We start from the raw sequence: 26,200 nt of genomic DNA, 5'->3' as shown, positions 1-26,200 counted from the left end.
GATTAGACTGCGACAATGCGATAGTTCGTCCCACTGATAGAACAATAGAGCTCCCACCATGCAAGACCTCAATGATCTCTACTACTTCGCCAAGGTGGTTGAAGCCGGTGGCTTCGCGGCAGCCGGGCGTTTGCTCGGAATTCCCAAGTCGCGATTGTCGCGGCGCATCGCCGAGCTGGAAGAGCGCCTTGGCGCGCGCCTGCTGCAACGCACCACCCGACAACTCAAGCTGACCGCCGTGGGCGAACGTTACCTGCGGCACTGTCAGGCGATGCTGCTGGAAGCTGAAATGGCCGATGAAGCCGTCGCCAGCATGTCCAGCGAACCTCGCGGGCGTTTACGAGTGTCCTGCCCCGTCGGATTGGCCCACGAAATTCTGCCGCCAGTAATCAGCGATTTCCTTGAGAAGTATCCTCAGGTTCAACTGGAGGTCATGTTGCTCAACCGCCGCGTCGACCTAGTGACCGAGGGCGTCGACGTGGCGCTGCGAGTACGTGAGTTGGGCGATGAGGATCCGCTGCTGGTCACCCGACGTTTGCGTCAGGCGCAGATGGCGATGGTCGCCAGCCCCGGTTTTTTGCACGGGCGTGAAATCAACCACCCCGAAGACCTGAAAAACCTGCCCGTGCTCGGCGCCCTGGAGGCCGACCGCATGGTGCATATCCGCCTGCTCGACCAACAGGGCAAAAGCTGCGATTTCACTCTCGAAGCGCGATTGGGCATCGATGACTTTATCGTGCGCAAGGCCTGCACCCTCGCCGGCCAGGGTTTTACCATGCTGCCGATGATGTATTGCGAGCAGGAACTGGAAAACGGCTCGCTGGTGCAGTTGCTGCCTGATTGGTCGCTGCCTGGCGGCTGGCTGCAAGCGGTCTACCCTCATCGGCGCGGGGTGATGCCGGCCGTACGCGCCTGGCTCGACCATTTGATCGAATCATTCAATGCCTGTGGGGACCGACTGATATGAAGGCTGGACGTATGAGCGAAGAGGATGTCGCGCAATTCTGTCTCGCGCTGCCGGGTGCGCGGGAAGACTACAAGTGGGGTGGCGTACGGGTGTTTTCGATTGCGGGGAACAAGATGTTTGCCTTGCAGAATCTGCGGGGCGAATCCTTGGCCTTCAAGGTCGACAAGGACTTGTTTCTCGGTCATTGCGACCGCCCGGGAATCCGCCCGGCGCCGTATCTGGCGCGGGCTCAGTGGATCATCATGGAAACGCCCTACCCGTTGGGCCCTGAAGAGCTGCAAGGCTTGTTGCAGCGTTCCCATCAATTGGTGGTGAGCAAGTTGCCCAAGCGCACCCAGGTCGGACTGCTGCTTTAAAGCAGCGCGAACAGATGGGCGCCGAGAAACAGCTGATCGATCCAGAACACCTGATGCATCAGCACGATGATCCAGAACACCAGCTGAAACGAGAGCTTGCGCGTCTTGTGCCGAAACAGCTGCTGCGCCAGCAAGGCGCCCGGCCAGCCACCGGCGAGCTCCACCGCATGCAACACGTTCTCAGGTGTGCGCCAATGGTCGGCGCGCGCCTTGCGCTTGTCGCTCCAGTACAGCAAGAACGCCAGCAGGCTGACCACTCCGTACGCCGCCAAGGGAATCACGGAAACCCCACGCAACCACAACGACATCGAGCCGTACAGCGGCAGCGCGCACAGGACCGCAAACACCAACAGTTTCAGCTGGAGATTGCGAAGCTCTCCTGCGGGCTTGCGTCCGGGTTTGTTGCGCGCGCTGGCGTCATTCATGGCTTGACCGCGGTCCAGTCGACCCAGCCAAACTGCCAGGTGGCCAGGATGACCAGGCCGAATGCGATGCGATACCAGGCGAACGCTGCGTAGCTGTGGCTGGCGATGAACTTGAGCAAGGCTCTGACGGCAATCATCGCGAAGATGAACGCCGTGACGAAACCGATCGCGAACACCGGAAAATCAGACGGCACGAACAGGTCGCGATACTTGTAGCCCGAGTACACCGCCGCGCCGACCATGGTCGGCATCGCCAGAAAGAAAGAAAACTCGGTGGCGGTCTTGCGCGACAAGCCGAACAGCAAACCGCCAATGATCGTCGAGCCGGAGCGCGAGGTCCCGGGAATCATTGCCAGGCACTGGGCAAAGCCAACTTTCAGCGCGTCTTTCCAGGTGATTTCGTCAACGGTTTGGGCATGCACTTCATGCTGACGCTGCTCAGCCCACAGCATGACGATACCGCCCACGACCAACGCCGTGGCCACGGTGATCGGGTTGAACAGATACTCGTGGATCAGATCAGCGAAAATCACCCCCAATACCACAGCCGGCAGAAAGGCGATCAGCAGGTTCGCGGTAAAGCGTCGAGCGTTCGGCTGCGTCGGCAAACCGATAACCACATCGAATATCTTGCGGCGAAACTCCCACACCACCGCCAGAATCGCCCCCAACTGAATAATGATGTTGAAGGCCATGGCCCGCTCGCCACCGAAGTCGAGCAGGTCAGCCACAATGATCTGGTGCCCGGTACTGGAAATCGGCAAAAACTCCGTCAGCCCTTCTACAACCCCAAGAATCAATGCCGAAAAGGCAGTCCAAAGATCCATCAATCCCCCAAGAAGCGATGCGCTACGGCATGCCCCGTAAATATTTTTTTCAGAACGTTGACTGCGGTCAGCGTCGCTGCTGCACCGCGCGCATAGAATCCAGCCGAAACCATAAAAATTCCGTGAAAAATCAACTTGGATTCAGGTTTTTCCGTGCGGGGCCGAAATCCTATCAGACAAGTCTGATTAACGCTGCCGCGTTATTGGACTTGGGTCGGATATGACCGATTGGCAAAGTGTGGTTGGATGCTGGCGATCATTTATTACAAGAAAAAGAAACCGGAGTGACAGCGTTATGAACAGCTTGCGCAGTATGTCGATCAGCCGACGTTTGTGGCTCATCTTGATCGTGGCCGTCCTGATGCTAATGACGTTGGGCGTCTTGATGCTCAAGCAGATTCACGATGACCTGTACCACGCCAAGGCTCAGAAAACCCAGCATGTGGTGCAAACCGCCAGTGGCATTCTGACCTATTACCACGACCTCGAAACCGCCGGCACACTCACCCGCGATGCTGCACAGAAGCAAGCTCTGAGCGCCGTTCGCGGTCTGCGCTATGACCAGAACGACTACTTCTGGATCAATGATCTGACGCCGGTGATGATCATGCACCCGGCCAACCCGAAACTCGATGGCCAGAACCTCTCGGCGATCCGCGACCCGGACGGTTTTGCCCTGTTTAACGAAATGGTCGCCGTCGCCAAGACCAAGGGTGCCGGCACCGTCGACTATCGCTGGCCGAAACCGGGCGCCAGCGCTCCGGTAGAAAAAACTTCCTACATCAAACTCTTCGAACCCTGGGGTTGGGTGATCGGTTCGGGCGTGTATATCGATGACATGCAGGCCGAGTTCTATGGCCAGGTCTGGAAGGCTTCGTTCGTGGGGCTGGTGATTGCCCTGATCATGGCGCTGCTGGTCATCCTGATTGCCCGCAGCATCGTGCGTCCACTGCAGGAAACCGTGAACGCCATGGCCAACATCGCCAGCGGCGAGAGCGACCTGACCCACAGCCTCGACACCCATGGCCAGGATGAAGTCACGCAATTGGCACGTCACTTCAACGCCTTCACCGCCAAGCTGCGACTGGTGATCAGGGAACTGCAAGTGTCTGCCAGTGCCCTGGGCCAGTCTTCCAGCGAACTGGGCAACGACGCCGCCCAGGCCCAGCAACGCAGTCAGCAACAGTCCCAGCAAATGGAACTGGTGGCCACAGCAATCAATGAAGTGACGTATGGCGTACACGACGTCGCGAAAAACGCCGAGCACGCCGCCAGCGAAATGCGCGATGCCGAGTCTCAGGCGCAGCAAGGTCAGGTCAATATCGATGGCAGCCTGCAACAGATCGACAAGCTGTCGTCCACCATCGACCAGGCGGTGGAGGTGATTCGTACCCTGGCCGCCGAAAGCACGCAGATCGGCAGCGTCCTCGAAGTGATCCGCTCCATCGCCGAGCAAACCAACCTGCTGGCCCTCAATGCGGCCATCGAAGCCGCCCGGGCCGGCGAGCAAGGTCGCGGTTTTGCGGTGGTGGCCGATGAAGTGCGACTGCTGGCCCAGCGTACCCAGAAGTCCACGGCCGAGATCCAGTCGATGATCGAACGCCTGCAAAGCCACTCCGAAGCGGCGGTCAAAGTGATCGGCGACAGCAGCCGCGCATCGCAGTTGACCATCGAGCAGGCCGGCCTGGCCGGTGCAAGCCTGAATGCCATTGCCCAGGCGCTGCGCAACCTCAACGGGTTGAACGCTTCCATCGCCAGCGCAACCTTGCAACAGGCGCATGTGGTCGAGGACATCAACCAGAACGTTACCCAGGCGGCCGGTTTGTCTCACAGCACGGCGCTGGCGGCTGAACAGTCGAGCGTGGCCAGCGTTCATCTGAAGGAATTGAGTGAGCAGTTGAACGGGCTGCTCAAGCAGTTCCGGGTGTAACGACAGCCCTGTAGCAGCTGCCGGGCTTGCGAGGCTGCCTTCGGCTGCGGAGCAGTCGTCAATCCTGCCTGCAAGTTTTTTCTGACACACTGCGGTGTCTGATTTCACGACTGCTACGCAGCCGAACGCAGCCTCGCGAGCTCGACAGCTGCTACACAGGGCGGCGCACGCCGGTTCTACTTGGCAGCGCCTGCCGTTACAATCCGCTCCTCTTCGACTTCCCCCAAGGAACCTCCATGTCCGGGCTTGAACTGTTTGCCGCTGCCCTCGGTGTCATTGCCGTCTGGTTGACGGTCAAACAGAACCCCTGGTGCTGGCCGATCGGCCTGGTCATGGTGCTGCTTTATAGCTGGATCTTTTTTGAGGTGAAGCTCTACTCGGACATGCTCCTGCAGGTGATCTACGCCGCATTGCAGCTCTATGGCTGGTGGCAGTGGACGCATGCGAGGGGCGCGCACCATGGTCGGCAGGTCAGCCTGCTCGACGGTAAATCGGTCGCTTTGAGTCTGCTCATTGGCGCGATCGGCAGTCTGTTGCTGGGCGCTGCAATGGCGAACTGGACCGATGCCGCACAACCCTGGCTCGATGCGGCACTGACTGGCTTCAGCCTGGTGGCGCAGTTATGGATGGCGCAAAAACGCATTCAATGCTGGCCGCTGTGGTTCACCTTGGATGTGATCTTCGTCGGGCTGTTTATCTACAAAGACCTGTACCTGACCGCCGGGCTCTACGCGCTGTTCGCCCTGATTGCCGTGCAAGGCTGGCGGGAATGGCGGGCCGATCCGGCGTTGCGCACATGAAAGTTCTGGTACTCACAGGCCCCGAGTCCAGTGGCAAAAGCTGGCTTTCGAGTGAGATTCACGCCAATTTTGGCGGCATATTGGTCGGCGAGTACGTTCGGCGCTTCATCGAAAGCGAAGCCCGGGAAACCTGCTACGATGACATTGCACGCATAGCACATGGCCAGCTGAGATGGGAAGATGAAGCACGCGCCAGACAACCATCCCTGTTGATTCTCGATACACACCTATTAAGCAATATCCTTTGGAGCCAGACTTTGTTTGGCGCTTGCCCGACGTGGATCGAACAAGCATTGCTGGCACGGCACTACGACCTGCATTTGCTGCTGAGCCCTGAAACCGTGACCTGGCATGACGACGGGCAGCGTTGCCAACCGCAACTGGCAGAACGCCAGGCGTTTTTCCAGGCCAGCCGCCAATGGCTTGACCTGCACCGCCAGCCTTGCCAGGTACTGCAAGGTGATTGGCAACAGCGCAAGGACGCAGCATTCGAGGCTGTGACGCGCTTGCTCAAGGCCTGACCAGCGGACTCCCCGCCCTGCCGCCAATGTCCATTCCTGAAACACCCATCCTTGCTAAAACCAGCGAGCTAGAGCGACTCGAGCACTCCAGCAAGAAAATGTTAAACCACTGATACAACCCGCCTTCAGCGCCCTTAGCGAGCAAAACCGCCAGCTTGGACGGCGTTTTTGCGTGGCTCTGTCTCAATGGCGTTACTAAATTTTTTGACCACCTCGACAATTAAAGCCAACCAACTGTTTTTAAAAGATAAAAAAAAACCGGCACACCTTCTGCTCTCTACCTCGCAACGCTGATAAGGGCCAGCGTTCCACTTACAGAAGGAATTGCCGCCGTGGGGAAACTTGAAAACAACATCTATAGCCTCCTGCTGATCGGATGCGCACTGGGCTCAAGTGTCTGCCTGCCTGTACACGCTGACAACGGCATCATCATTATCAAACGCGATGTCCAACCGCGCATGGCAACGCGTGCGCCGGTGATGCCCGACCCCAGCCCCACGACCGCCAATGCCAACCCGTCCAAAACTATCCACAGTCAAACGAACGAGTTGAGCGACGGAGACTTTGCCGGTGTCGCCAGTGGTGCAGGCATCACACGCCTGGTCGCTCAAGGTTCCAGCAACCTGGGCGGCAATATCAGCAACCAGAGCCAGCTTTCCAACCTCCCCGCTGGACGTTCGGGAAATGCCGGCAACGGTATTGCCAACATGGTCAATTCAAGCGTCCAGCAAGGCCTGGGTGCTATGAAAGTCATGACGGGAGACCGTTAAGATGAATCGTACGCTGCTGATTATCGCCATGTTTTGCAGTGCATCGACCTTTGCCCAACCTCCCGTCATCAATAACGCCGAAATCGACGGTTCGGGCATGCAGTACCAGGGCAACCTCGCCGTCAACCAGGCTGCCGGCGATCTACAGCAACAGGCTAACGCCCGGGCCATCGCCGTTGGCCATGGAGCCAGCGCGACCACACAGATTCGCCAACGGCTGCGGACGGTGGTCGACCCCAGTATCGATGCTCGATCCAGCATTCAAGGCGATTCTTTCAGCCACGGCAACGGCGTACTGGGCGTCAACCAGAGCGCGGGCGCCAGCAACCAGCAAGCTAATGCCCTGCGGATAAGCATCAGCACACAGCCGCAAAGTATCGACGACAGCGTCCTCAGGCAACAGAACGTGGCGCTGATCACCAACTCCGATCCAACTGACTCTGCACCAGGCTATCGCCAGGTCGCTACCAGCGATCAGGCCTTCACCGGTAGCCGTGGGGTGATCCAGTTGAATCAGAGCGCCGGGGTGGGAAACCGAACGGCCAACACCCTGAGCGTACGGGTCACGGATTGACCCAAACAGGTAGGTACAACACTTAACCTAAAATAAGTACGGAGAACCACCATGAAACCTTCGATGGCAATAAAACCTCTGGTTTTTGCAATCGCTGCGGTCTTGGCTGTTGCTGCACAAGCTGGACAGAACGATCGGCGTGGTCACCATAATGGTCATCACAACAATCACCACACTCCTCCTCCAACATGGATCCATACCGACGCGACCGCCAATGCGAACGACAGGCAGTCCAGTACCGGCAACCGCATCCTCAACGAAGGGACTGAGAACTCCGCCGAGATGAGCAGCTCTGGCTCAGGCGCGAGCGGCAACGTCGGCATCAACGTGGCAGCAGGCGCCGGCAACCAACAAGACAACGCGGCCGCCATCGCAAACGCTGGTTCCACCTCCAGCCTCGATAACAGCTTCGTGTTCGGCAATTCCGAAGCCACCGCTCGAGTCACGCAATACAGCAACAACAACAAGGTCTACAACTACGGCACCCAAAACTCTGCCGTGATGAGCGGATCTGGCGATGGCAGCAGCGGCAATATGGGGATCAACATTGCTGGCGGCGACCTCAACCAACAGAAAAACACTATGGCAATTGCCAACTCCAATGCCCCGCTGGGTAACGCATCAGCCAGCGCCTCTGCCAATCAAAGCGGTCCTGGCCTGACAGTGAATAACAACGCTGATCGGACGTACACCATAGATACGCTGACGTTTACCAAAACGGCCAGCGGTAGTTTCTCTAAAGAGAAGTCATTCGAGGCTAGCGGCAGTCAAAGCGCTTCTTCGAGCTGGGCCGCGGCCGGATCCAGGAGCTCTGAGGCCAGCGGTTCCAAAAGCGTAGATGTGAGCGGCTCCAGGAGTACGGATAGGAGCTCTAGCAGCAGTTTTGACTTGAACGTTGATGTGAACGCTGATGTGAACGCTGATTTTGATGCGTCCAAGACTGTTACTTGGGATAACGGTCGTCGCGAGCAAAGCCGCAGTGTGAGTGTCGAAGCATCGCTTGACGCATCGCTTGACGCATCGCTCGATGTATCGATCGATAAATCGAAATCACATTCCACCGACTCCTCGTTCGAAAAATCCTTCGATAAATCGTGGGAAAAATCGTCCGCCTCCTCGTACGAAAAATCGGGCAGCAAGTCGTCCGAATCTGAGTACGCAAAAGCGAAAAGCTACAGTGAAAGCAGCTCATATGATTTGAGTAACACCTACTCCTATCAAGTGCTGACTCCAACTGGCTGGGCCAACCCTGTGACCAACACTGCAACCCTGAGTGGTTCGGTGAATGGCGGCAGTGGCAACCTGGGCGTCAACGTGGCTGCCGGTGTGGGTAACCAACAAAGCAACTCGCTGGCTATCTCCAACCAGTCGTTCTAATTGTTGTCTCTGGAGGCCCCCTTATGGGGGCCTTTTTCAACACAACCAGAAGGCGTCCCACTATGCGCATTATCGCCTTGGCATTTTTGCTTTGCGTAGCCAGTGTGATCGAGGCTGCGCAACTACCACTTTCCGTCCTGCCGGGCGGCGCGGTGGTGTTCAAGCCGATCCAAAGCATACGCGAGCGCAAGTTTGCCGACCTGGTCCAACAGAAAACCGACTTCAGTTGTGGCGCAGCTGCGCTGGCGACGATATTGCGCCAGGCCTATTGGCTGGACGTGAATGAAGAACAAATCATCGAAGGCATGCTGGCACACTCCGATCAGGATCTTGTCCGCGTCCAGGGCTTTTCCATGCTCGACATGAAGCGCTACGTGGAAAGTCTCGGCATGCGGGCCCGTGGTTACCGGGTAGCGACGGAAACGTTGAGCGAGATCAGAATTCCGGTTGTGGTACTCATGGATATCCGTGGCTACAAACATTTTGTGGTCATGCAAAGAGTCCATCAGGGCTGGGTCTATATCGGCGATCCGGTACTCGGTCATAAACGTTACAAAGTAGAAGACTTTGTAAAAGGCTGGAACGGCATCATCTTTGCCGTCATCGGCCAGGGCTACGACAAAGCCAATGCGTTGCTCGACCCACCCCTGCCACTGACCGCCAAGAACCGCATCAACACCTTCAGCCCGGTGCAAGACACAGAGTTGATGGATTTCGGATTCATCCAAAGCGACTTCTTCTAATAACAAGGGAGCACGACGCTCCGGGAGCATTCCAATGAAGACTCCAATCTGGCTGGCGATGGTTTGCCTGGCCGCCAGCCTGCCGACCCAGGCGCAGGTATTCAAACCCATTGAACTGAACGATCAGGAATTGGCGAGCCTGCGAGGCCGCTATGTCATGCCGGGACGGATCATCAGTTTCGGCATTGTCATGACCACCACCTGGCAAAATGCCAACGGTGAAGTGATCGGGGCAACTTCCTCGATGCAAATTCAACAATCGACCATCACGCCACAGTTCTATGTGTCGATAATCAACGAAAAAGGTAATGGCTCAGCGAGTTCGCAAGGCACCGGCATCGTCACTGGCGGCAGCGGCCTCAACAGCACCGAAGGCGTCACTCAGGTCGTGCGTGCTGCCGGCGACCATAACACTGCCTACAACAACGTTGATATCACCGTCACGAAGGCTAACCAAGCGCCAACAACACAACAGCAGGGCCAGGCACTGGCCGCAGGCTCGACGTTGGTCGGCGCCAATGGCGCGGGCTCACTGAGCATTTCCTCGGCCGGTACGGGTGTGCAACTCAACATCGTGGCCAACAACAATCAGGGCAGTACCGTACAACGCCTGGGCCAGGGTGGACTGATGCAGAACACGACGTTGCTCGGCGGTGGTAACCAGGTCAGCAACCTCACGTCCCTCCATGTCGTGCTGCGTGACAACGTGGCGACAGGCGGGTCGCTGAACGGCAACCTAGACCAGCTCAAAGGTCTTCGCACTCAAGGATTCTGATCTACGCTCAGTCTCATCAGATGAAGTCAGTAGGGACGGCTAACCCATGCACCGATCGTTGACGTTCAGAGCCATCGTTTGTTTGAGTAGCCTGGCCCCGGCGACACTGCTATACGCAGCACCGGACCCCCAGGTCGAGATGCTAAAACAAGAACTCATGGAGTTGAAACAACGTTACGAAGCACAACAGAACGCGCTGATGGTACTCGAGCAACGCGTTCGCCAAGTCGAAGAAGCACCTGCGACACCGGCTCCCAAACGCCTGACCAAATCCCCTGCCGAAACGACCAGGGGTGGCCAGACGGTGGCCGCCGGTGCGCCGGGAACCACAGGCAGCTCATACGGCCAATCGCTCAAGGATGATTCGGAGCCTGCGCAAAGCGTTTCCAACCTGTATGACGAAGCCAGCGGCTTCTTCGGTGGTGGCAAGTTCAGTTTCGAAACTGGCGTGACCTACACGCACTACGATACCCGTGCGCTGACGCTCAATGGCTTTCTGGCACTGGACTCGATTTTTCTCGGCAACATCGACATTGACCGCATCAAGTCGGATAACTGGACCCTGGACCTGACCGCCCGCTACAACACGGGACAACGCTGGCAGTTCGACATTAACGTCCCCGTGGTTTATCGCGAATCAACGTACTCCTCCGGTGGCGCCGGTGGCGCAGGCCCGGTGACGTCGGACGCCACCGTTACCCGCGACCCGACCATCGGCGATGTGAACGTTGGCGTTGCTTACAAGTTTCTGGATGAGTCGGTCAACCTGCCCGATGCGGTCGTTACACTGCGCGTCAAGGCGCCTACCGGTAAGGATCCATACGGCATCAAGCTGGTCCAAGAGCCGAACAACGATAACCTCGCGGTACCCGAAGACTTGCCTACCGGCAATGGTGTCTGGTCGATCACCCCGGGTATCTCGCTGGTCAAGACCTTCGATCCGGCCGTGCTATTCGGCAGCCTGGCCTACACCTACAACATGGAAGACTCTTTCAGCGACATCAGCCCTCAGGTCAACTCCAAGGTGCCCGGGGACGTGAAACTGGGCAACTCCTGGCAGGTCGGCGCCGGCATTGCATTCGCCTTGAACGAGAAGATGAGTATGTCGTTCTCGTTCACCGATCAGTTCGCCCGCAAGAGCAAGATCAAGCCGGACGGTGGCGATTGGCAATCGATTACGAACAGCGATTACAACTCGGCTAACTTCAACATCGGCATGACCCTGGCAGCAACCGATAACCTGACGATCGTTCCCAACCTGGCCATCGGCCTGACCGACGACTCGCCAGACTTTTCCTTCAGCCTGAAATTCCCGTACTACTTCTAATCCACAACAACAAAGCCCCGCTGCGACTTCAATCCCAGCGGGGCTTTTTTTGTAGTAGATCTTGCGTCTAACGTATCTGATGCTTGTGCAACAAACGGTAGAAGGTAGGCCTGGATATCCCCAGCACCTTGGCGGCGGTGCTCAAATTATCGCTGTGGCGGTTAAGTACATCGTACAAGGCCTGGCGCTCTGCCCGGTGCTTGTAGTCTTCCAGTGTGCCTATCGGCGCGGCAACGGCCTGCGGTCTGATCAGCCCCAGGTCTCGCGCTTCGATCTGCCGGCCTTCGGCCAGTACCAACCCGCGACGTACCCGGTTGGCCAGCTCGCGCACATTGCCCGGCCAGTCATGCTTACCCATGGCAACCAAGGCGTCTTCACTGAAGCTGCGCGGACGGCGGCCGGTTTCATGGCTGTAGAAATGGGAAAAGTGGTTGGCCAGCATCGACAGATCACCATTGCGCTCACGCAGGGGCGCGGTCGCGACCTGCAACACGTTCAGGCGGTAATACAGATCTTCACGAAAGCGTTTCTTCTCGATCGCGGCCTCAAGGTCGACATGGGTCGCGGCCAACACCCGCACATCCACGGGAATCGGCTGGCTGCCGCCCACCCGCTCGATGTGCTTTTCCTGGAGGAAACGCAACAGGTTCGCCTGCAGCTCCAGGGGCAGATCACCGATTTCGTCGAGAAACAACGTGCCACCGTTAGCCGCTTCGATCCGCCCGATCTTACGTTGATGGGCGCCAGTAAAAGCCCCCTTCTCGTGGCCAAACAGTTCGGACTGGATCAAGTGTTCGGGAATTGCGCCGCAATTGATCGCGACAAAGGGTTTGCTGTGACGTTGGGATTGTCGATGGAGCGTGCGGGCGACCAGTTCTTTACCGGTACCGCTTTCACCACGGATCAATACCGGAGACTCGGTGGGCGCCAGCTTGCTCAGCAACTTGCGCAGTTCGCGAATGGGTTTGCTGTCGCCAAGCAGTTCGTGTTCAGGCTGATCAATGTGAACCGTGCCCTGCCCACGCAGGCGCGCCATCCCGAACGCTCGGCCCAGCGTCACCTGAACCCGGGACACATCGAATGGCAAGGTATGGAAATCGAAGAACCATTCGCAGACAAAGTCCCCGACATTTTGCAATCGCAGGACTTCCTGGTTGAGTACGGCGATCCACTCGGTACCGCTACGGCTGATGAGCTCTTTGACGGCTTCCGGGCGTTCGAGTTGAAAAGGCTGCAAACGCAACAGGCCGACATCGCAGGTTTTGTCGGCAACGTTTTCCAGGGTGCAGCTGTCAACGTCCCAACCGACAGAGCGCAAACCCGGCAACAGACGATAACAGTCGTCGCACGGGTCCACTACTAACAGACGTCGTAAGGCAGGCACTTCGATCATGACTGTTCCTTGGCGCCAAATTTATGAAACATTATCAAAAACAGTCGTTTGGCGGACCTGGCTGTAACAATAGCAATAATTTGACGCGACCTTGTACCGTTTGACTATAGAGCGGTTGCGTTATTAGTTATAAGAAGCAATTTAGTCAGTTACCTAACGAGTCCTTCCTTTCATTCAGCTTTCAAATCCTGTCCACACCTTGAGCCAATGAAAGAAAGTTGATATTTCTTTTACTTGTATGTGACCCGCCCCCCGGTTGCGGGCATCAGTACAAGTAACCAGCCGAACGGTAAGCCCAACCGACGGCACATCACTTGATTGGGCATACAGAGAGAAAAACCCATGAACGCCCCGCTCCGCATCAACGAAGCTCTTTTGATTGCCGACCGCGCATTCCAACCGTTCCAATGCGTGGCCTGGGCCCCACAAGACGGCAATGGCGAACTCAGCCTTACCGTTATCGATCGCACCAACACCCGCAGCATCGGCCGCAAGCAGATCCCAAGCAGTGCCTATACCGATCCAGCGCAACTTGAATGCCTGCTTGAAGCGGCACGTGCGGAATTGAGCGAAGGGGGTTACAAACTCCAATCGTGGTCGATGCCACACTAAGCGTTTTGCGGGTTACCCAACGGTAACCCGCGCCCTCCCCCGATTATTATTCGAACTTGCACGCGCCTAACTACTTGGCAGGCTTGTCAGTGGTTCGAAAAGACACTGTTCTGGCACACAGTGACCCTCCGCCTGTTAGTTATGACAGTTGTGCATCCAGCCGTTCAGGGATTGAATGTTTCCTTACAGTCGCCACCCAAACTCCCGGTTCAGGACGACTTGCAAGGAGCTGCGTGCATGTCAATCCAGACCGCGTTTGCATTACCGGCAACCCTGAACAACGCCGGCAAACTTGATACAACCTTTGCCTCGTCTGGCAAAACCCAGGTGTATTTCGCTGGCAGCCTCTCAAGCATGGCCAACGGGGTCGCGATTGATTCACGTGGCAGGTTGCTGGTGGCGGCGAAGGTCGGAACGCCAGGCGGTAGCCGCTTCGGCCTGGCTCGCTTGCTCGAGGACGGCTCGGCAGATCTGGCGTTCGGCAATCAAGGCAGCGTCATCGGGCAATTTCAACACGGCTTCGAGGCCATGGCCGGCAAAGTCCACGTACTGCCCGATGGGCACATTCTGGTGGCCGGCCTGCACTACGAAAATGCTCACTGGACACTACCCGCCCTCGCCCTGTTTGATCAGCATGGTCGGCCGGTTCAATGTTTTGGCGACAATGGCCGCTGCGTCGTGCGTCTGCCGGGCGGTCTTTCCCAAGGCGTGCGTGACACCTGGCTCCCCCCCGGCGTATCGGGCGCAGAAGGTTGTGATATCTGCGTGCAGGAGGATGGTCGAATCCTGCTGCAGGCCAATCATCACTTCGAACTGTCCGATCATGTCGGCATGCTGATACGCCTCAACACCGACGGCTCACTGGACGACACCTTCAACGGTCGTGGCTTCGTGATTGTCAGGCACTTGTTGATGAACACCTGGCTCAGCAGCCTGATGGTGCAACGAGACGGCCGGATCCTGGTGGGCGGGTCGATCAATTTCCCTGAAGAAGGTCTGCTGGCCCGCTATCACACCGACGGCAGGCTCGACGATTGTTTCGCCGTGGATGGTTTCATGACCTTCAAGGCACGGAGGTATAGCGCTCAGGTCAGCCAGGTCGTCCAACAGGAAAATGGCGATGTGCAGTGTTTTGGCAGCAGCCGCGACCCGATGCATTGCCTGGCACTGAAAGTACACAGCAACGGTCGCCCGGACATTCATTGCAATGGAGGCCAGGCCCGATTGCTGGAGATCGGTCACCGCGGCTGCCAGTGGACCGACGCACAGGCACTGCCGGACGGCTGCGTGGTGACGGTCGGGGCCACGATTGGTGGTGTCGAGGCGGATTTCATTCTGGCGCGGTATCTGCCCAACGGGCAGCTCGATCGCAGCTTCGGTAAAGGCGCCGGCTGGGTTCGTACACGCCTTGGCCGCAGTCTGGATACCGCGACTTCAGTGGTCATGCAGGCCGATGGAAACATTGTCGTCGGAGGCTATTCACTGGATGGCAACTATCGGGCGATCGTCGCACGCTATCTGGGATAGGCCTGCACAGTTTTCCTACACTTGATCTTCCCTCCTGCTTACGGCAAGTTGCGCGCTTCTTAATACAAGGAGTAGCCAATGCCCGGTTCAATGGCTCAGGCGTTCGCACACAATTTTCTCGGGCATTCACCCCGCTGGTACAAGGCAAGCATTGTCGGTTTCCTGATTCTCAACGCACTGGTGTTGTGGACCGTCGGCCCGGTGGCGGCTGGCTGGCTGCTGGTGCTGGAGTTCATCTTCACCCTGGCCATGGCGCTCAAGTGTTATCCGTTAATGCCCGGTGGCTTGCTGTTGATCGAAGCACTGTTGCTGAAGATGACCACGCCCCAGGCACTCTACGACGAGCTGGTGCACAACTTCCCGGTGATCCTGCTGCTGATGTTCATGGTGGCCGGCATCTACTTCATGAAAGACCTGCTGCTGTTCCTGTTCTCACGACTGCTGCTCGGGGTTCGCTCCAAGCCACTGCTGGCGTTGATGTTCTGCTTCCTGTCGGCGTTTCTGTCGGCGTTTCTCGATGCCTTGACCGTGACCGCCGTAATCATCAGTGCAGCCGTCGGGTTTTACTCGGTGTATCACCGCGTCGCCTCCGGCAACGATCCGCGTCAGGACAGCGAGTTTGGCGATGACCAGCACCTGCCCACCCTTCATCACGCCGACCTCGAACAATTCCGCGCCTTTCTGCGCAGCCTGCTGATGCACGGTGCCGTGGGTACCGCACTGGGCGGTGTTTGCACATTGGTCGGTGAGCCGCAGAACCTTCTGATCGGCCACGAGATGGGCTGGCACTTCTCTGAGTTCTTTCTGAAAGTCGCCCCGGTTTCATTGCCGGTCCTGGTGGCAGGCCTGGTGACCTGCGTCCTGCTGGAGAAACTTCGCTGGTTCGGTTACGGCACGCTGTTACCGGACAACGTGCGTGCAGTTCTGGCCAATTACGCCGCCGAAGACAATGCCGAACGCACCTCACGCCAACGTGCAGCGCTTATCGTGCAGGGATTGGCAGCGCTGATTCTGATTGCGGGGTTGGCGTTCCACATTGCTGAGGTCGGCCTGATCGGCTTGATGGTGATCGTGCTGATCACCGCATTCACTGGCATCACTGACGAGCACCGCATCGGCAACGCGTTCAAGGACGCCATGCCATTCACAGCGCTGCTGGTGGTGTTTTTCGCAGTGGTGGCGGTGATTCACGATCAGCAGCTGTTCACGCCTTTGATCCAGTGGGTGCTGGCGCTGCCAGCGGATCAACAGCCGGGCATGCTGTTTATTGCCAACGGCTTGCTGTCGGCCATCAGCGATAACGTGTTCGTCGCGACCATTTACATCACCGAGGTCAAACAGGCCTTCATCTCCGGCCACATGAGCCGTGAGCATTTCGAGACGCTGGCGATTGCGATCAACACCGGCACCAACCTGCCGAGCGTGGCGACGCCCAATGGTCAGGCTGCGTTTCTGTTCCTGCTGACCTCGGCGATTGCACCGCTGATTCGCCTGTCGTACGGACGGATGGTGTGGATGGCGTTGCCGTACACCGTGGTGATGGGTGTTCTTGGCTGGTATGCAGTGAGTTTCTGGCTGTAACACCAATCAACCTGTAGGAGCTGTCGAGTACAAAGGTTTCAGCGTTTCAGGATGTAGCGTTCGATTGCCTGAGCCGCACCGTCTTCGGTGTTGGTTCCAGTGACAACATCGGCCTGGCGCTTCACCGCCTCTTCCGACTGCCCCATGGCAATCGACAAGCCTGCGCGGTGAAACATCGCCGGGTCGTTGCCGCCATCGCCCAGCGCCGCGGTCTGCTCCAGCGGCACACCGAGAAATTCGGCCAGTGTCGCCAGCGCTGCACCCTTGTTGGCTTGCATCGCGGTCACGTCCAGATAAATCGGCTGTGAACGGGAGACTTGTGCCTGGCCTTCCACTTTGGGCAGCAGGAGCGCTTCCAGCTCAATCAACAACTGCGTGTTGCTGCTGGTGGCGACGATCTTGTCGATGCGTTCCAGGTACGGCTCAAAACTCTCGACCGCCACTGGCGGATAACCCAGGGCGTGCTGTTCACGAGGCACCATTGGGCCGTTCGGATCTTTCAGCAACCAGTCGCCACCACTGAACACCCAGATTTCGATGTCCGGCCGGTCGGCAAACAGCGTCAATGCCGTCAGCGCCGCCGTTGCCGGCACGTAATGCGCGACCAGCAAACTGCCGTCCGGGTTGACGATGGTGCCGCCATTGAACGCTGCCGTTGGCAGGTCGACGCCCAAGGCTTCAATCTGCTGCAACATGGCTTTGGGCGGACGGCCGGTGGCCAGGCTGAACAGCACGCCTGCTTCGCGCAAGGAGCGGACGGCTGAGAGGGTGCGCTGGCTGAGGCTGTGATCGGGCAGCAACAAGGTGCCGTCCATATCACTGAGCAGAAAATGGATGGGAGGCTGCGGTGCGTCGATCATCCGAGACCGTGCCAGACGCGACCGTCGCGGGTCAGGAGATCTTCTGCAGCCTGCGGGCCGTCTTCGCCAGCGGCATAGCTCTGCACGCTCGCGTCCTGCTGCCAGGCATCGAGGAAAGGCTGCACGGCGCGCCAGCCATTCTCGATGTTGTCGGCGCGCTGGAACAGCGTCTGATCGCCGGTCAGGCAATCGTAGATCAGCGTTTCATAGCCGGTGGACGGCTGCATTTCAAAGAAATCCTTGTAGGCAAAGCCCAGTTCGATATTGGCCATCTTCAAGGCCGGGCCGGGCCGTTTGGCCAGCAGGTCGAACCACATGCCTTCGTTGGGTTGAATCTGGATTCGCAGATAGGTCGGCTGCAGCTCATCGACCTCGGTATCGCGGAACTGCGCATACGGCGCCGGTTTGAAGCAGATGACAATCTCGGTGTCGCGCACGCTCATGCGCTTGCCGGTGCGCAGGTAAAACGGCACGCCGACCCAGCGCCAGTTGTCGATCATGACTTTCAGCGCGACGTAGGTTTCGGTGTTGCTGTCGGGCGCCACGTTGTTTTCCTGGCGATACCCCGGCAACTCCTTGCCGTCGATTTCGCCGGGCGCGTATTGGCCGCGCACCGAGTTGGCCAACGCTTCCTCGACCGACCAGGGACGAATCGCACCGACCACCTTGGCTTTCTCGCCGCGTACTGCATCGGCGCCAAAGGCGGCCGGCGGTTCCATTGCGACCATCGCCAGCAATTGGAACAGGTGATTGGGCACCATGTCCCGCAAGGCGCCGGTGTGTTCATAAAAACTGCCACGGGTTTCCACGCCAACGGTTTCGGCGGCGGTGATTTGTACGTGATCGATGTAGTGGTTGTTCCAGAACGCTTCGAACAGGCTGTTGGAGAATCGGCTGATCAAAATGTTCTGCACGGTTTCCTTGCCCAGATAGTGATCGATCCGGTAGATCTGGTTTTCCGTCATCACCTTGAGCAAGCAAGCGTTCAAGGCTTCGGCAGTATGCAGATCGGAACCGAAGGGTTTTTCGATCACCACCCTTCTGAACGCTTCTGGCGACTCTTGCAGCAAGCCGGCGGCGCCGAGACGACGCACCACCTCGCTGAAGAAACGTGGCGCGGTGGCCAGGTAAAAGACGGCGTTGCCGGTGCCGCTGGCGGCGATTTTCGCCGCCAGGGCTTGATAGGTGCTGTCGTCCAGGAAGTCGCCCTGGACGTAGCTGATGCCTTTGGCCAGCTTGGCCCACAAGTCCGGGTCAAGGGCTTGATCGCCCTTGCCGACCTTGGCGGCCACTTCGGCCCGAATGAAGTCTTCGAGTTTTTTTGCAAAGGCTTCATCGGTGATGGCGTTGTGATCAACGCCGATGATCCGCAATCCATCCCCAAGCAGTCCGTCACGACTCAGGTTGTACAGCGCCGGCATCAGCAGACGCTTGACCAGATCACCATGGGCACCGAACAGAAACAGCGTGGTCGGTGGTGCGGGTTCTGCCTTGGATTTATTGCGAATCAGACGGGTCATTTTTTCGAAGTCTCCACGTGGCCGCCGAAGCCGAAGCGCTGGGCCGAGAGAATCTTGTCGCCAAAGGTGCCTTGCCCGCGCGAACGGTAGCGGGAGAACAGTGAGTTCGACAACACCGGTACAGGCACCGATTGCTCCATGGCGGCTTCGATGGTCCAGCGACCTTCACCGCTGTCAGCCACCGAGCCTGAGTAACCGTCGAGTTTCGGATCGCTGGCCAGCGCGTCGGCGGTCAGGTCGAGCAACCAGGACGACACGACGCTGCCACGACGCCAGACTTCGGCGATGTCGCCTACGTTCAGGTCAAAACGCTGATCTTCCGGCAGATTGGTGCTGGCCTTGGTCTTGAGGATGTCGAAGCCTTCGGCGAAGGCCTGCATCATTCCGTATTCGATGCCGTTGTGGATCATTTTCACGAAATGGCCCGAACCGGCCGGGCCTGCGTGGATGTAACCGCGCTCGGCACGATCGTCTTCGGACTTGCGGTCCTTGGTGCGAGGAATGTCGCCCAGGCCCGGTGCAAGGCTCTCGAACAGCGGATCAAGGCGTTTAACCACCTCGGCTTCGCCACCGATCATCATGCAATAACCACGCTCCAGGCCCCAGACGCCGCCGGAGGTGCCGACGTCGACGTAGTGCAGGCCTTTCTCTGACAGGGTTTTCGCCCGGCGGATGTCGTCCTTATAGAAGGTGTTGCCGCCGTCGATGATGGTATCGCCAGGTTCGAGCAAGGTGCTCAGGGTGTCGATGGTGTCTTCGGTCGGTGCGCCGGCCGGCAGCATGACCCACACCGCACGTGGCTTGGCCAGGCCAGCGACCAGCGCCGGCAGGTCGATGACACCAGAGGCGCCTTCTGCGGTCAAGGCGTCGACAAAGGCGGTATTGCGGTCGTAAACAACGGTGGTATGACCGTTGAGCATCAGGCGCCGCGCAATATTGCCGCCCATGCGGCCCAGTCCAATAATCCCGAGTTGCATGTGCTGATGCTCCCTACTACAAATAAATGTGTGTCAAAGGTTATAGCCCAACGCGACTATTGAGGGTTAGTCCAGAGCGCTGGCACATAGTTTCCGGGCATTGTGCCCGATCCATATTGATAACGTCGTTAATCGCGCCGAAGACACAACGACCATGAAAAATAAAAAAGTTCCATTCCGGGGCAAAAGAAATCAAAATCAGCGCCGATAGTAAGTCAGCACCCGATTGCGGGGCAGGTTTACAGTTGAGGCAGCCATTTGCGAGGTGAGCAATGGGCACAGTACACGCAGCACGGCCAGCACAAACCCTTTACGTCACGATCCGTCGCGATGAATTACGCCAGTTGAAAGACGAGCGCGACCAGTTGAAACAGGAGCTCGCGCAATTGCGCTTGTTGACACAAAGCAATCAGGCCCAGCCTTTGCCCGTCACTCACCGTGTGCCTCACGCCTGATCCCCTCGCTTGATTCGGAAGCAGCCCACTGCTGTTTCCGACCTGCCGTCCCCCTTTTTACACCCCCCGGCAACTCACGAAGTTTTCACGCCCGCTTGTTGATACTCCGGCTCATTATGGCCGTTCGGTATCCGTGCGGTGCCCGTTCGTCGGTGACATTGATGTCCTGACGATGGAAGTGATTACTGGCTGGAGCGCTGAATGGCTTTGTTTAAACGCAGCAGTATGTCTGCGAAAGGTTTCGACTGGACAGGATTTCTCTGGCTGTTCCTGTTCTTCTGGTATTTTTCCGGCATTACCCAACTACTGATCCAACTGACAGGCACCTCCGGTTTTACCGGGTTCCGCCAGGCCTTTGTGATGAGCGCCATCTGGCTTGCGCCGATGCTGCTGTTCCCCAAACAAACACGTGTCATGGCTGCACTGATCGGTGTGGTGCTGTGGGCCTGCTCAATGGCCAGCCTGGGTTACTTCTTCATCTATCAGCAGGAGTTTTCCCAAAGCGTCATCTTCATTATGTTCGAGTCGAACATCTCTGAAGCCGGCGAGTACATGACTCAATACTTTGCCTGGTGGATGGTGGCGGCGTTCCTCGCTCACACCGCTTTCGCTTACTTCCTCTGGACTCGCTTGCGCCCGGTGTACATGCCTCGCGGTCGGGCGCTGGTGGCTGCAACGGCAATTGTGGTCGCTGTCGTCGGCTACCCGCTGATCAAGCAAACCGCGCGTACCGGCAGCCTTGCCGGTGGCTTCGATAAATTCGAAACCCGCATCGAGCCCGCGGTGCCTTGGCAGATGGCCGTTGCCTATCACCGCTACCTCGAGACCCTGGCCGGCATGCAAGACATGCTCAACAGCGCCAGCAAGATCCCACCGCTGCACAATCTCAAGGATTCGGCGGCCAATCAGCCGGCGACCCTGGTGCTGGTGATCGGTGAGTCCACCAACCGTCAGCGCATGAGCCTCTACGGCTACCCTCGGGAAACCACCCCGGAACTGGACAAGCTCAAGGATCAACTGGCGGTCTTCGATAACGTCATCACCCCGCGCCCTTACACCATCGAGGCGTTGCAGCAGGTTCTGACCTTCGCCGACGAAGAAAGCCCGGACCTGTACCTGTCGACCCCATCGCTGGTCAGCATGATGAAACAGGCAGGCTACAAGACCTTCTGGATCACCAACCAGCAGACCATGACCAAGCGCAACACCATGCTGACGACCTTCTCCCAGCAGGCCGACGAGCAGGTGTACCTGAACAACAACCGCAACCAGAATGCCGCCCAGTACGATGGCGACGTGATCGAGCCGTTCAACAAGGCCTTGGCCGACGCTGCGCCGCGCAAGCTGATCGTCGTGCATTTGCTCGGCACGCACATGAGCTATCAATACCGTTATCCGTCGTCCTTCGATAAGTTCAAGGACCGCAAAGGCGTTCCGGACGGTGTGCGCGACGATCAGTTGCCGACGTACAACAGCTATGACAACGCGGTGCTGTACAACGACTTCGTGGTCTCGAGCCTGATCAAGGACTACGCCAAATCTGATCCGAACGGGTTCCTGCTGTACCTCTCCGACCATGGTGAAGATGTTTTCGATTCTCCTGGCCACAGCACCCTTGGCCGCAACGAAAGCAAACCGACGGCGCCGATGTACACCATTCCGTTCATGGCCTGGGCCTCGCCGAAATGGCGCGAAAACCATGACTGGAGCTTTGCCGGTGATCTGGGGCGGCCTTACAGCAGCTCGCACCTGATCCACACCTGGGCTGATCTGGCGGGTCTGAGCTTCGATGAACTGGATCGCAGCAAGAGCCTGGTCAGCGACAGTTTCAAGCCAAGGCCATTGATGATCGGCAATCCTTATGAGCGCGAGCAAAAGGCATTGATCGACTTCAGCCTGATGAAACCCAAGGCGGTGGCAGTCATTCAGCAGTAATCCTTTCAGGGGCCGGTTCCGGCCCCTTTTTCACTGCGCCAATGGCGCGATTGCGTTGTCCGAAACATTTACAAATAACAATAATTCTCGTTAATCGCTAAATCCCTCCTTCCCTCTTCGTCTTTGAACAAACGGAATTTTTCCATCGACGACAAGGAGTTGGCTGCGATGTTCGCGCCTATCACCCGTTCCATGACCTTTACCCTGGGCCTGTGCAGTGCCGCCCTGTGCTCCGATTTACTGGCTGAAACCGGCCCTGAGAAAGAGCCCGGCCGCACCCTCGAACTGGGCGCCACCCATGTCACCGCCCAGGGTTTGGGCAGCACCACCGAAAACACCGAGTCGTACACCACCGGCGCCATGAGTACCGCCACGCGCTTGAACCTGTCGATCAAGGAAACGCCGCAATCGGTGTCCGTGGTCACGCGCCAGCAAATGGACGATTTCAAACTCGGCACGCTGTCCGAAGCCATGAGCCAGACCACCGGCGTGGTCGTTCAGCACAACGATTCGGACCGGGTCAGCTATTCGTCCCGGGGTTACTCGATCACCAATTTCCAGATCGACGGCATGCTGAACACCTTCAGCTACATGAAGTCCGATTCCGACACCATCATCTACGACCGCATCGAAGTGGTTCGCGGTGCCACCGGCCTGACCACCGGCGCGGGCGACCCGTCGGCCACCATCAACATGGTGCGTAAACGGCCGACGGCGCAGTGGCAGGTCCAGACCGGTGTCAGCGGCGGCAGTTATGACGACTACTACAGTTATCTGGATGTCAGTGGCCCGCTGGCTTTCGACGGCCGCTTGCGCGGACGCAGCGTGCTGGCCTATCGCGACAGCGATTCGTTCCGCGACAAGTACCAGCAACAACGGGAGGTCGGTTACGGCATTCTCGAAGCCGATTTGACCGATGACACCGTGTTGGCCGTGGGTTACGACTATCAGAACAAACACGTCCAGGGCACATCCTGGGGCACGGTGCCGTACTGGAACGCCGACGGTGGCAAGGCCAACCTCGGACGCTCCACCAACATGGCCACGTCGTGGAGTTCCTGGCCGCTCAAGGACAAAACCGCGTTCGCCACACTGGAACACCAGTTGGGTGCCGGCTGGCACGCCAAGGCCGCCTACACCCATCGCGAGAGCGACACCGACGGCAAGATCTACTACGGCGGCGGGGGGGTCCCCGAGGCTGATCGCAGTGGCATGAGCGCCAACGTCAGCCACATGCTCAGTACGCAAAAAATGAAGGCCTATGACTTCAACGTGGCTGGCCCTTACTCGCTGTTCGGACGGGAACACGAAATGATGATCGGCTATGGCGAGGCCGAACGCCGGGAAGATTCCCCCTACATGGTGGACGGCCCCAGAGCCGCGGATTACGAAAGCATCCGCGACTGGAAATACATGGGTGACATCGCCAAGTTTCCCGACACCGTCACCAGCCTTTCAGGTTCAAAAGACAGCACCCGCCAGAAGGCCGGTTACCTGGCCACTCGCCTGAGTCTGACGGATGACCTGCACGCCGTACTCGGCAGTCGTTATGGCAGCTGGAAAGTGTCGACCAAGACCAACAAGTACGACGACAACCTGCAACTGAGCAGCGTTGATGCCAGCAGCCAGGAACACAACGACATGTGGACGCCCTACGCCGGGCTCCTCTACGACCTCACCCCCGAATACACGGCCTACGTCAGCTACACCGACATCTTCAAGCCGCAAGACAACCGCGACAGCCATCGCAAATACCTCGAGCCGGTAGTGGGCAGCAACTATGAACTGGGGCTCAAGGGCAGCCTGCTGGAAGAACGCCTCAACGTGGCTACCGCGCTGTTCTGGAGCAAACAGGACAACGTTGCCGAACTCGACGACTCGGTGCCACCGGACCCAGTGACCGGCGACGAGTTCTTCAAGTCAGGCGGTAAAGGCAACAAGGTTCAGGGCTTCGAAGCCGAGCTCTCGGGCGAGGTCATGGCCGGCTGGAACATGACGGCCGGCTACACCTACACCCACTCGGCCAATGGCGAAAAGAAACGCGCCAATACCAACCAGCCGCTGAACATGTTCCGGCTATCCACGGCCTATCGCCTGCCCGGCGACTGGCAGGCACTGACCGTGGGTGGCGCGGTGAACTGGCAGAGCGATGTGTTCCGCGCCGCCAGCCGCCCGGTGGGACGTAGTGCCGACGGTGCGCTGATCACCGAAAGCACCAACATCCGGCAGGAGGCCTACACCGTGGTCAAACTGATGTCGCGGTATGAGTTCGACAAACACCTGTCGGCCTCGCTGAACGTCGATAACCTGTTCGACAAGAAGTACTACGACAACGTCGGGTTCTATAACGGTGTGTTCTGGGGTGACCCGCGCACGGTGACCCTGAGCCTGGACTGGAAGCTCTAGGCGCAGGCAATTCCCATTTAACGGAATCGGCGGATAATGTCCTTTCGACATTGCTTCATGGACGAAAGGACCCGACAACTCGTAGGGGCACACCATGAAACGTACAACCATGATCCTCGCCGGCCTGATGATGTTCAGTTCAACAGCTGCATTTGCCGAAGGTGGTGCTGAACGCATGCGGTACTACTTTGAGAGCCTGCGGCTGAGCCAGGAGGCGAATCAAAGTATCGCCAGCAACACCAATGAAATCAGGGTTCCGAATGATCAAACCGCGCAAGTGACAGAGCACTACAAACCGTAACGACAAAGGGCGTCCTGATGGACGCCCTTTTTCTTTGCTCGTAATACCTTAAAGCGCTTTGGTCCAGAACAGCATCCGACCGTGCGCCGGGTCGAACATGCCTGCGGCAAAACCGAACTTGCCATAGGAAGCCTGGGCGACTGCATTACCTTCCAGCACCTCCAGCGTGATTTTGCAGCATCCGCGTTGGCGAGCGATGTCCTCGACCTTTTGCAGCAACTTCTGGCTCAACCCCAAGCCACGGAATTTCGACACCACACACACATCGTGCACGTTGACCAACGGCCGACAGGCGAAGGTCGAGAAACCTTCAAAGCAATTGACCAGCCCGGCCGGCTCGCCACCGACAAAGGCCAGAACGCTAAACGCGTGGGGACGTTTGGCCAGTTCCGCCGGCAGTTGCTTCAACAAGTCGGCGGGCAACGAGTGGCCTCCACCCATCGGGTCTTCGGCGTAAGCATTTAGCACCAGTCCAATAGCCTCGGCATGCACCGGATTGGTATAGCTGGCCTGAAGTACAAGAATTTCTGCGGATTCCATTTCCACCCTCGTTCGCACATTAAGTTGCCCCAGCGCATCTCGCACTGAAAGGCCGACCGACAATATCGCGGGCACAGCCGTGTCGACAACCGGATCCTGCTGTAATTTTTCGCTCAAGCGCCCCAGATCAGCGCCTCGGTCCACCCCAGTTCGGCAAAATCCTCGGCCCTCAGGCCTGACTCACCGGCACAGAAAAACTCGTCCAGTTGCGGTGGTTTGACCGGGGTGCCGCTGAGCATGGCGTGAACCTGCCCGCGATGATGGATCTGGTGCTCGAACAGATGGGACAGCAGGCGCAAGCGGCTGTCATGTTGCGGCGTGTCCCGGGCGATGGTCACGGTCTTCCCGAGGTCTGCATCGCGCATTTGCTCGCAATAGGCGATCAGTCGGAGGTCCACCAGTGCTTGTTCGCGCTTGAGGTCTACTGCGTGCGTAAACGGCTCGTCCTGATTGAAAAACACGTAGCAATCGGGATGCGGATCGTCGCTGCGCAACTCTCGCTCCAGTGCATCCAGGTAAAACCAGTCGCAGGTCAGGATGTGATTGAGGGTAGCGCGCAGACTGGGAAAGAAGCTGACCCGCGGCGCCGCCAGATCGACCGGGCTCAACTGGCTCCAGGCTTTGGCGAGGCGATGATTGGCCCAGGCGTTCTGATAGGCCATGGTCAGCAAATGGTGCGACAGAGGCTGATTCATGTTCGC

The 26,200-nt window shown here is 58.1% G+C and carries 26 protein-coding genes; 18 read left to right on the top strand and 8 right to left on the bottom strand.

Annotation, left to right across the window (positions count from 1 at the left end; all coding sequences use genetic code 11):
* Positions 1–58 precede the first annotated feature (58 nt).
* Positions 59–967 (top strand): LysR substrate-binding domain-containing protein, encoded by a 909-nt coding sequence (locus tag ACSQ87_RS15820; RefSeq protein ID WP_223432772.1) that lies wholly within the window; start codon positions 59–61, stop codon positions 965–967.
* On the top strand, positions 964–1,323 hold the full coding sequence (locus tag ACSQ87_RS15815; protein ID WP_008149946.1) for an MmcQ/YjbR family DNA-binding protein: 360 nt from the start codon (positions 964–966) through the stop codon (positions 1,321–1,323). The genes ACSQ87_RS15820 and ACSQ87_RS15815 overlap by 4 nt, the downstream gene beginning before the upstream one ends.
* Here the strand turns inward: ACSQ87_RS15815 and ACSQ87_RS15810 are convergent.
* Both ACSQ87_RS15810 and ACSQ87_RS15805 read right to left on the bottom strand, forming a co-directional pair.
* Complete coding sequence (locus ACSQ87_RS15810; protein ID WP_223432773.1) at positions 1,320–1,748, bottom strand: DUF1294 domain-containing protein; 429 nt, start codon at positions 1,746–1,748, stop codon at positions 1,320–1,322. The two genes, ACSQ87_RS15815 and ACSQ87_RS15810, sit on opposite strands and share 4 nt — an antisense overlap.
* Positions 1,745–2,575 (bottom strand): undecaprenyl-diphosphate phosphatase, encoded by an 831-nt coding sequence (locus ACSQ87_RS15805; protein WP_223432774.1) that lies wholly within the window; start codon positions 2,573–2,575, stop codon positions 1,745–1,747. Before ACSQ87_RS15805 ends, ACSQ87_RS15810 begins: the two co-directional genes overlap by 4 nt.
* Before the next feature lie 295 nt (positions 2,576–2,870).
* On the opposite strand from ACSQ87_RS15805, the gene ACSQ87_RS15800 reads away from it, so the two are divergent.
* From ACSQ87_RS15800 to ACSQ87_RS15760, 9 genes are all read left to right on the top strand, one after another.
* Complete coding sequence (locus tag ACSQ87_RS15800) at positions 2,871–4,505, top strand: methyl-accepting chemotaxis protein (RefSeq protein WP_223432775.1); 1,635 nt, start codon at positions 2,871–2,873, stop codon at positions 4,503–4,505.
* Between the two features lie 236 nt (positions 4,506–4,741).
* Positions 4,742–5,305: a nicotinamide riboside transporter PnuC gene (gene pnuC / locus ACSQ87_RS15795; RefSeq protein ID WP_223432776.1), complete on the top strand. Its 564-nt coding sequence runs from the start codon at positions 4,742–4,744 to the stop codon at positions 5,303–5,305.
* Positions 5,302–5,826 (top strand): AAA family ATPase, encoded by a 525-nt coding sequence (locus ACSQ87_RS15790; protein WP_223432777.1) that lies wholly within the window; start codon positions 5,302–5,304, stop codon positions 5,824–5,826. The genes pnuC and ACSQ87_RS15790 overlap by 4 nt, the downstream gene beginning before the upstream one ends.
* A 332-nt stretch (positions 5,827–6,158) precedes the next feature.
* The gene (locus tag ACSQ87_RS15785; RefSeq protein WP_223432778.1) at positions 6,159–6,596 is read left to right on the top strand and encodes a hypothetical protein; all 438 of its coding nucleotides are present in this window, start codon (positions 6,159–6,161) and stop codon (positions 6,594–6,596) included.
* Position 6,597: 1 nt separating this feature from the next.
* Entirely contained in the window at positions 6,598–7,170 is a 573-nt protein-coding gene (locus tag ACSQ87_RS15780; RefSeq protein WP_223432779.1) for an adhesin, read from the top strand.
* Between the two features lie 51 nt (positions 7,171–7,221).
* Positions 7,222–8,547: a heme utilization protein gene (locus ACSQ87_RS15775; protein ID WP_223432780.1), complete on the top strand. Its 1,326-nt coding sequence runs from the start codon at positions 7,222–7,224 to the stop codon at positions 8,545–8,547.
* A gap of 62 nt (positions 8,548–8,609) precedes the next feature.
* The gene (locus tag ACSQ87_RS15770) at positions 8,610–9,290 is read left to right on the top strand and encodes a C39 family peptidase (protein ID WP_223432781.1); all 681 of its coding nucleotides are present in this window, start codon (positions 8,610–8,612) and stop codon (positions 9,288–9,290) included.
* A gap of 34 nt (positions 9,291–9,324) precedes the next feature.
* Complete coding sequence (locus ACSQ87_RS15765; protein ID WP_223432782.1) at positions 9,325–10,065, top strand: hypothetical protein; 741 nt, start codon at positions 9,325–9,327, stop codon at positions 10,063–10,065.
* Between the two features lie 46 nt (positions 10,066–10,111).
* Positions 10,112–11,392: a hypothetical protein gene (locus ACSQ87_RS15760; RefSeq protein ID WP_223432783.1), complete on the top strand. Its 1,281-nt coding sequence runs from the start codon at positions 10,112–10,114 to the stop codon at positions 11,390–11,392.
* 67 nt (positions 11,393–11,459) lie between these two features.
* Here the strand turns inward: ACSQ87_RS15760 and ACSQ87_RS15755 are convergent, their stop codons facing one another.
* Positions 11,460–12,785, bottom strand: a complete 1,326-nt coding sequence (locus ACSQ87_RS15755; RefSeq protein ID WP_223432784.1) for a sigma-54 dependent transcriptional regulator — start codon at positions 12,783–12,785, stop codon at positions 11,460–11,462.
* A 342-nt stretch (positions 12,786–13,127) separates the two neighbouring features.
* Here ACSQ87_RS15755 and ACSQ87_RS15750 point away from each other — a divergent pair, with 342 nt between their 5' ends.
* The 3 genes from ACSQ87_RS15750 to nhaB all read left to right on the top strand — a co-directional run bounded on the left by ACSQ87_RS15750 (position 13,128) and on the right by nhaB (position 16,505).
* Complete coding sequence (locus ACSQ87_RS15750; protein ID WP_223432785.1) at positions 13,128–13,397, top strand: hypothetical protein; 270 nt, start codon at positions 13,128–13,130, stop codon at positions 13,395–13,397.
* 237 nt (positions 13,398–13,634) lie between these two features.
* Entirely contained in the window at positions 13,635–14,924 is a 1,290-nt protein-coding gene (locus ACSQ87_RS15745) for a hypothetical protein (protein WP_223432786.1), read from the top strand.
* 78 nt (positions 14,925–15,002) lie between these two features.
* Entirely contained in the window at positions 15,003–16,505 is a 1,503-nt protein-coding gene (gene nhaB / locus ACSQ87_RS15740; protein ID WP_223432787.1) for a sodium/proton antiporter NhaB, read from the top strand.
* Positions 16,506–16,543: 38 nt separating this feature from the next.
* Here nhaB and ACSQ87_RS15735 read toward each other — a convergent pair whose 3' ends face one another.
* The 3 genes from ACSQ87_RS15735 to gnd are packed head-to-tail and all read right to left on the bottom strand — an operon-like array spanning position 16,544 to position 19,862.
* Positions 16,544–17,365 carry an HAD family hydrolase gene (locus ACSQ87_RS15735; protein ID WP_223432788.1) on the bottom strand — a complete coding sequence of 274 codons (822 nt, stop codon included), beginning with the start codon at positions 17,363–17,365 and terminating at the stop codon, positions 16,544–16,546.
* Positions 17,362–18,885 (bottom strand): glucose-6-phosphate dehydrogenase, encoded by a 1,524-nt coding sequence (gene zwf, locus ACSQ87_RS15730; protein WP_223432789.1) that lies wholly within the window; start codon positions 18,883–18,885, stop codon positions 17,362–17,364. The genes ACSQ87_RS15735 and zwf overlap by 4 nt, the downstream gene beginning before the upstream one ends.
* The gene (gene gnd / locus ACSQ87_RS15725) at positions 18,882–19,862 is read right to left on the bottom strand and encodes a phosphogluconate dehydrogenase (NAD(+)-dependent, decarboxylating) (RefSeq protein ID WP_223432790.1); all 981 of its coding nucleotides are present in this window, start codon (positions 19,860–19,862) and stop codon (positions 18,882–18,884) included. The genes zwf and gnd overlap by 4 nt, the downstream gene beginning before the upstream one ends.
* A gap of 272 nt (positions 19,863–20,134) precedes the next feature.
* Here gnd and ACSQ87_RS15720 point away from each other — a divergent pair, with 272 nt between their 5' ends.
* The 4 genes from ACSQ87_RS15720 to ACSQ87_RS15705 all read left to right on the top strand — a co-directional run bounded on the left by ACSQ87_RS15720 (position 20,135) and on the right by ACSQ87_RS15705 (position 24,959).
* Positions 20,135–20,317 carry a DUF6026 family protein gene (locus ACSQ87_RS15720; protein WP_033055075.1) on the top strand — a complete coding sequence of 61 codons (183 nt, stop codon included), beginning with the start codon at positions 20,135–20,137 and terminating at the stop codon, positions 20,315–20,317.
* A 201-nt stretch (positions 20,318–20,518) separates the two neighbouring features.
* Positions 20,519–22,252 carry a phosphoethanolamine transferase CptA gene (locus tag ACSQ87_RS15715; RefSeq protein WP_223432791.1) on the top strand — a complete coding sequence of 578 codons (1,734 nt, stop codon included), beginning with the start codon at positions 20,519–20,521 and terminating at the stop codon, positions 22,250–22,252.
* Positions 22,253–22,420: 168 nt separating this feature from the next.
* On the top strand, positions 22,421–24,658 hold the full coding sequence (locus ACSQ87_RS15710) for a TonB-dependent siderophore receptor (protein WP_436273793.1): 2,238 nt from the start codon (positions 22,421–22,423) through the stop codon (positions 24,656–24,658).
* A gap of 94 nt (positions 24,659–24,752) precedes the next feature.
* Positions 24,753–24,959 carry a hypothetical protein gene (locus tag ACSQ87_RS15705; protein ID WP_223432793.1) on the top strand — a complete coding sequence of 69 codons (207 nt, stop codon included), beginning with the start codon at positions 24,753–24,755 and terminating at the stop codon, positions 24,957–24,959.
* 48 nt (positions 24,960–25,007) lie between these two features.
* Here the strand turns inward: ACSQ87_RS15705 and ACSQ87_RS15700 are convergent, their stop codons facing one another.
* Together ACSQ87_RS15700 and ACSQ87_RS15695 are read right to left on the bottom strand one after the other, a co-directional pair.
* Positions 25,008–25,499 (bottom strand): GNAT family N-acetyltransferase, encoded by a 492-nt coding sequence (locus ACSQ87_RS15700; RefSeq protein WP_223432794.1) that lies wholly within the window; start codon positions 25,497–25,499, stop codon positions 25,008–25,010.
* Between the two features lie 113 nt (positions 25,500–25,612).
* On the bottom strand, positions 25,613–26,194 hold the full coding sequence (locus ACSQ87_RS15695) for a DinB family protein (RefSeq protein ID WP_223432795.1): 582 nt from the start codon (positions 26,192–26,194) through the stop codon (positions 25,613–25,615).
* Between the last annotated feature and the right edge of the window lie 6 nt (positions 26,195–26,200).

Origin of the sequence: Pseudomonas sp. LjRoot277 (assembly GCF_964253845.1) — a bacterium.
Lineage (GTDB): Bacteria > Pseudomonadota > Gammaproteobacteria > Pseudomonadales > Pseudomonadaceae > Aquipseudomonas.
The sequence above is the reverse complement of the archived record's forward strand: the minus strand, read 5'-3'. Positions and strand labels throughout refer to the sequence as shown.

What these genes read in the sequence shown, in the direction of transcription:
- ACSQ87_RS15820 (WP_223432772.1), top strand. Translation starts at nt 59, where the DNA reads ATGCAAGACCTCAATGATCTCTACTACTTCGCCAAGGTGGTTGAAGCC.
- ACSQ87_RS15815 (WP_008149946.1), top strand. Translation starts at nt 964, where the DNA reads ATGAAGGCTGGACGTATGAGCGAAGAGGATGTCGCGCAATTCTGTCTC.
- ACSQ87_RS15810 (WP_223432773.1), bottom strand. Translation starts at nt 1,748, where the DNA reads ATGAATGACGCCAGCGCGCGCAACAAACCCGGACGCAAGCCCGCAGGA.
- ACSQ87_RS15805 (WP_223432774.1), bottom strand. Translation starts at nt 2,575, where the DNA reads ATGGATCTTTGGACTGCCTTTTCGGCATTGATTCTTGGGGTTGTAGAA.
- ACSQ87_RS15800 (WP_223432775.1), top strand. Translation starts at nt 2,871, where the DNA reads ATGAACAGCTTGCGCAGTATGTCGATCAGCCGACGTTTGTGGCTCATC.
- pnuC (WP_223432776.1), top strand. Translation starts at nt 4,742, where the DNA reads ATGTCCGGGCTTGAACTGTTTGCCGCTGCCCTCGGTGTCATTGCCGTC.
- ACSQ87_RS15790 (WP_223432777.1), top strand. Translation starts at nt 5,302, where the DNA reads ATGAAAGTTCTGGTACTCACAGGCCCCGAGTCCAGTGGCAAAAGCTGG.
- ACSQ87_RS15780 (WP_223432779.1), top strand. Translation starts at nt 6,598, where the DNA reads ATGAATCGTACGCTGCTGATTATCGCCATGTTTTGCAGTGCATCGACC.
- ACSQ87_RS15775 (WP_223432780.1), top strand. Translation starts at nt 7,222, where the DNA reads ATGAAACCTTCGATGGCAATAAAACCTCTGGTTTTTGCAATCGCTGCG.
- ACSQ87_RS15770 (WP_223432781.1), top strand. Translation starts at nt 8,610, where the DNA reads ATGCGCATTATCGCCTTGGCATTTTTGCTTTGCGTAGCCAGTGTGATC.
- ACSQ87_RS15765 (WP_223432782.1), top strand. Translation starts at nt 9,325, where the DNA reads ATGAAGACTCCAATCTGGCTGGCGATGGTTTGCCTGGCCGCCAGCCTG.
- ACSQ87_RS15760 (WP_223432783.1), top strand. Translation starts at nt 10,112, where the DNA reads ATGCACCGATCGTTGACGTTCAGAGCCATCGTTTGTTTGAGTAGCCTG.
- ACSQ87_RS15755 (WP_223432784.1), bottom strand. Translation starts at nt 12,785, where the DNA reads ATGATCGAAGTGCCTGCCTTACGACGTCTGTTAGTAGTGGACCCGTGC.
- ACSQ87_RS15750 (WP_223432785.1), top strand. Translation starts at nt 13,128, where the DNA reads ATGAACGCCCCGCTCCGCATCAACGAAGCTCTTTTGATTGCCGACCGC.
- ACSQ87_RS15745 (WP_223432786.1), top strand. Translation starts at nt 13,635, where the DNA reads ATGTCAATCCAGACCGCGTTTGCATTACCGGCAACCCTGAACAACGCC.
- nhaB (WP_223432787.1), top strand. Translation starts at nt 15,003, where the DNA reads ATGCCCGGTTCAATGGCTCAGGCGTTCGCACACAATTTTCTCGGGCAT.
- ACSQ87_RS15735 (WP_223432788.1), bottom strand. Translation starts at nt 17,365, where the DNA reads ATGATCGACGCACCGCAGCCTCCCATCCATTTTCTGCTCAGTGATATG.
- zwf (WP_223432789.1), bottom strand. Translation starts at nt 18,885, where the DNA reads ATGACCCGTCTGATTCGCAATAAATCCAAGGCAGAACCCGCACCACCG.
- gnd (WP_223432790.1), bottom strand. Translation starts at nt 19,862, where the DNA reads ATGCAACTCGGGATTATTGGACTGGGCCGCATGGGCGGCAATATTGCG.
- ACSQ87_RS15720 (WP_033055075.1), top strand. Translation starts at nt 20,135, where the DNA reads ATGGGCACAGTACACGCAGCACGGCCAGCACAAACCCTTTACGTCACG.
- ACSQ87_RS15715 (WP_223432791.1), top strand. Translation starts at nt 20,519, where the DNA reads ATGGCTTTGTTTAAACGCAGCAGTATGTCTGCGAAAGGTTTCGACTGG.
- ACSQ87_RS15710 (WP_436273793.1), top strand. Translation starts at nt 22,421, where the DNA reads ATGTTCGCGCCTATCACCCGTTCCATGACCTTTACCCTGGGCCTGTGC.
- ACSQ87_RS15705 (WP_223432793.1), top strand. Translation starts at nt 24,753, where the DNA reads ATGAAACGTACAACCATGATCCTCGCCGGCCTGATGATGTTCAGTTCA.
- ACSQ87_RS15700 (WP_223432794.1), bottom strand. Translation starts at nt 25,499, where the DNA reads ATGGAATCCGCAGAAATTCTTGTACTTCAGGCCAGCTATACCAATCCG.
- ACSQ87_RS15695 (WP_223432795.1), bottom strand. Translation starts at nt 26,194, where the DNA reads ATGAATCAGCCTCTGTCGCACCATTTGCTGACCATGGCCTATCAGAAC.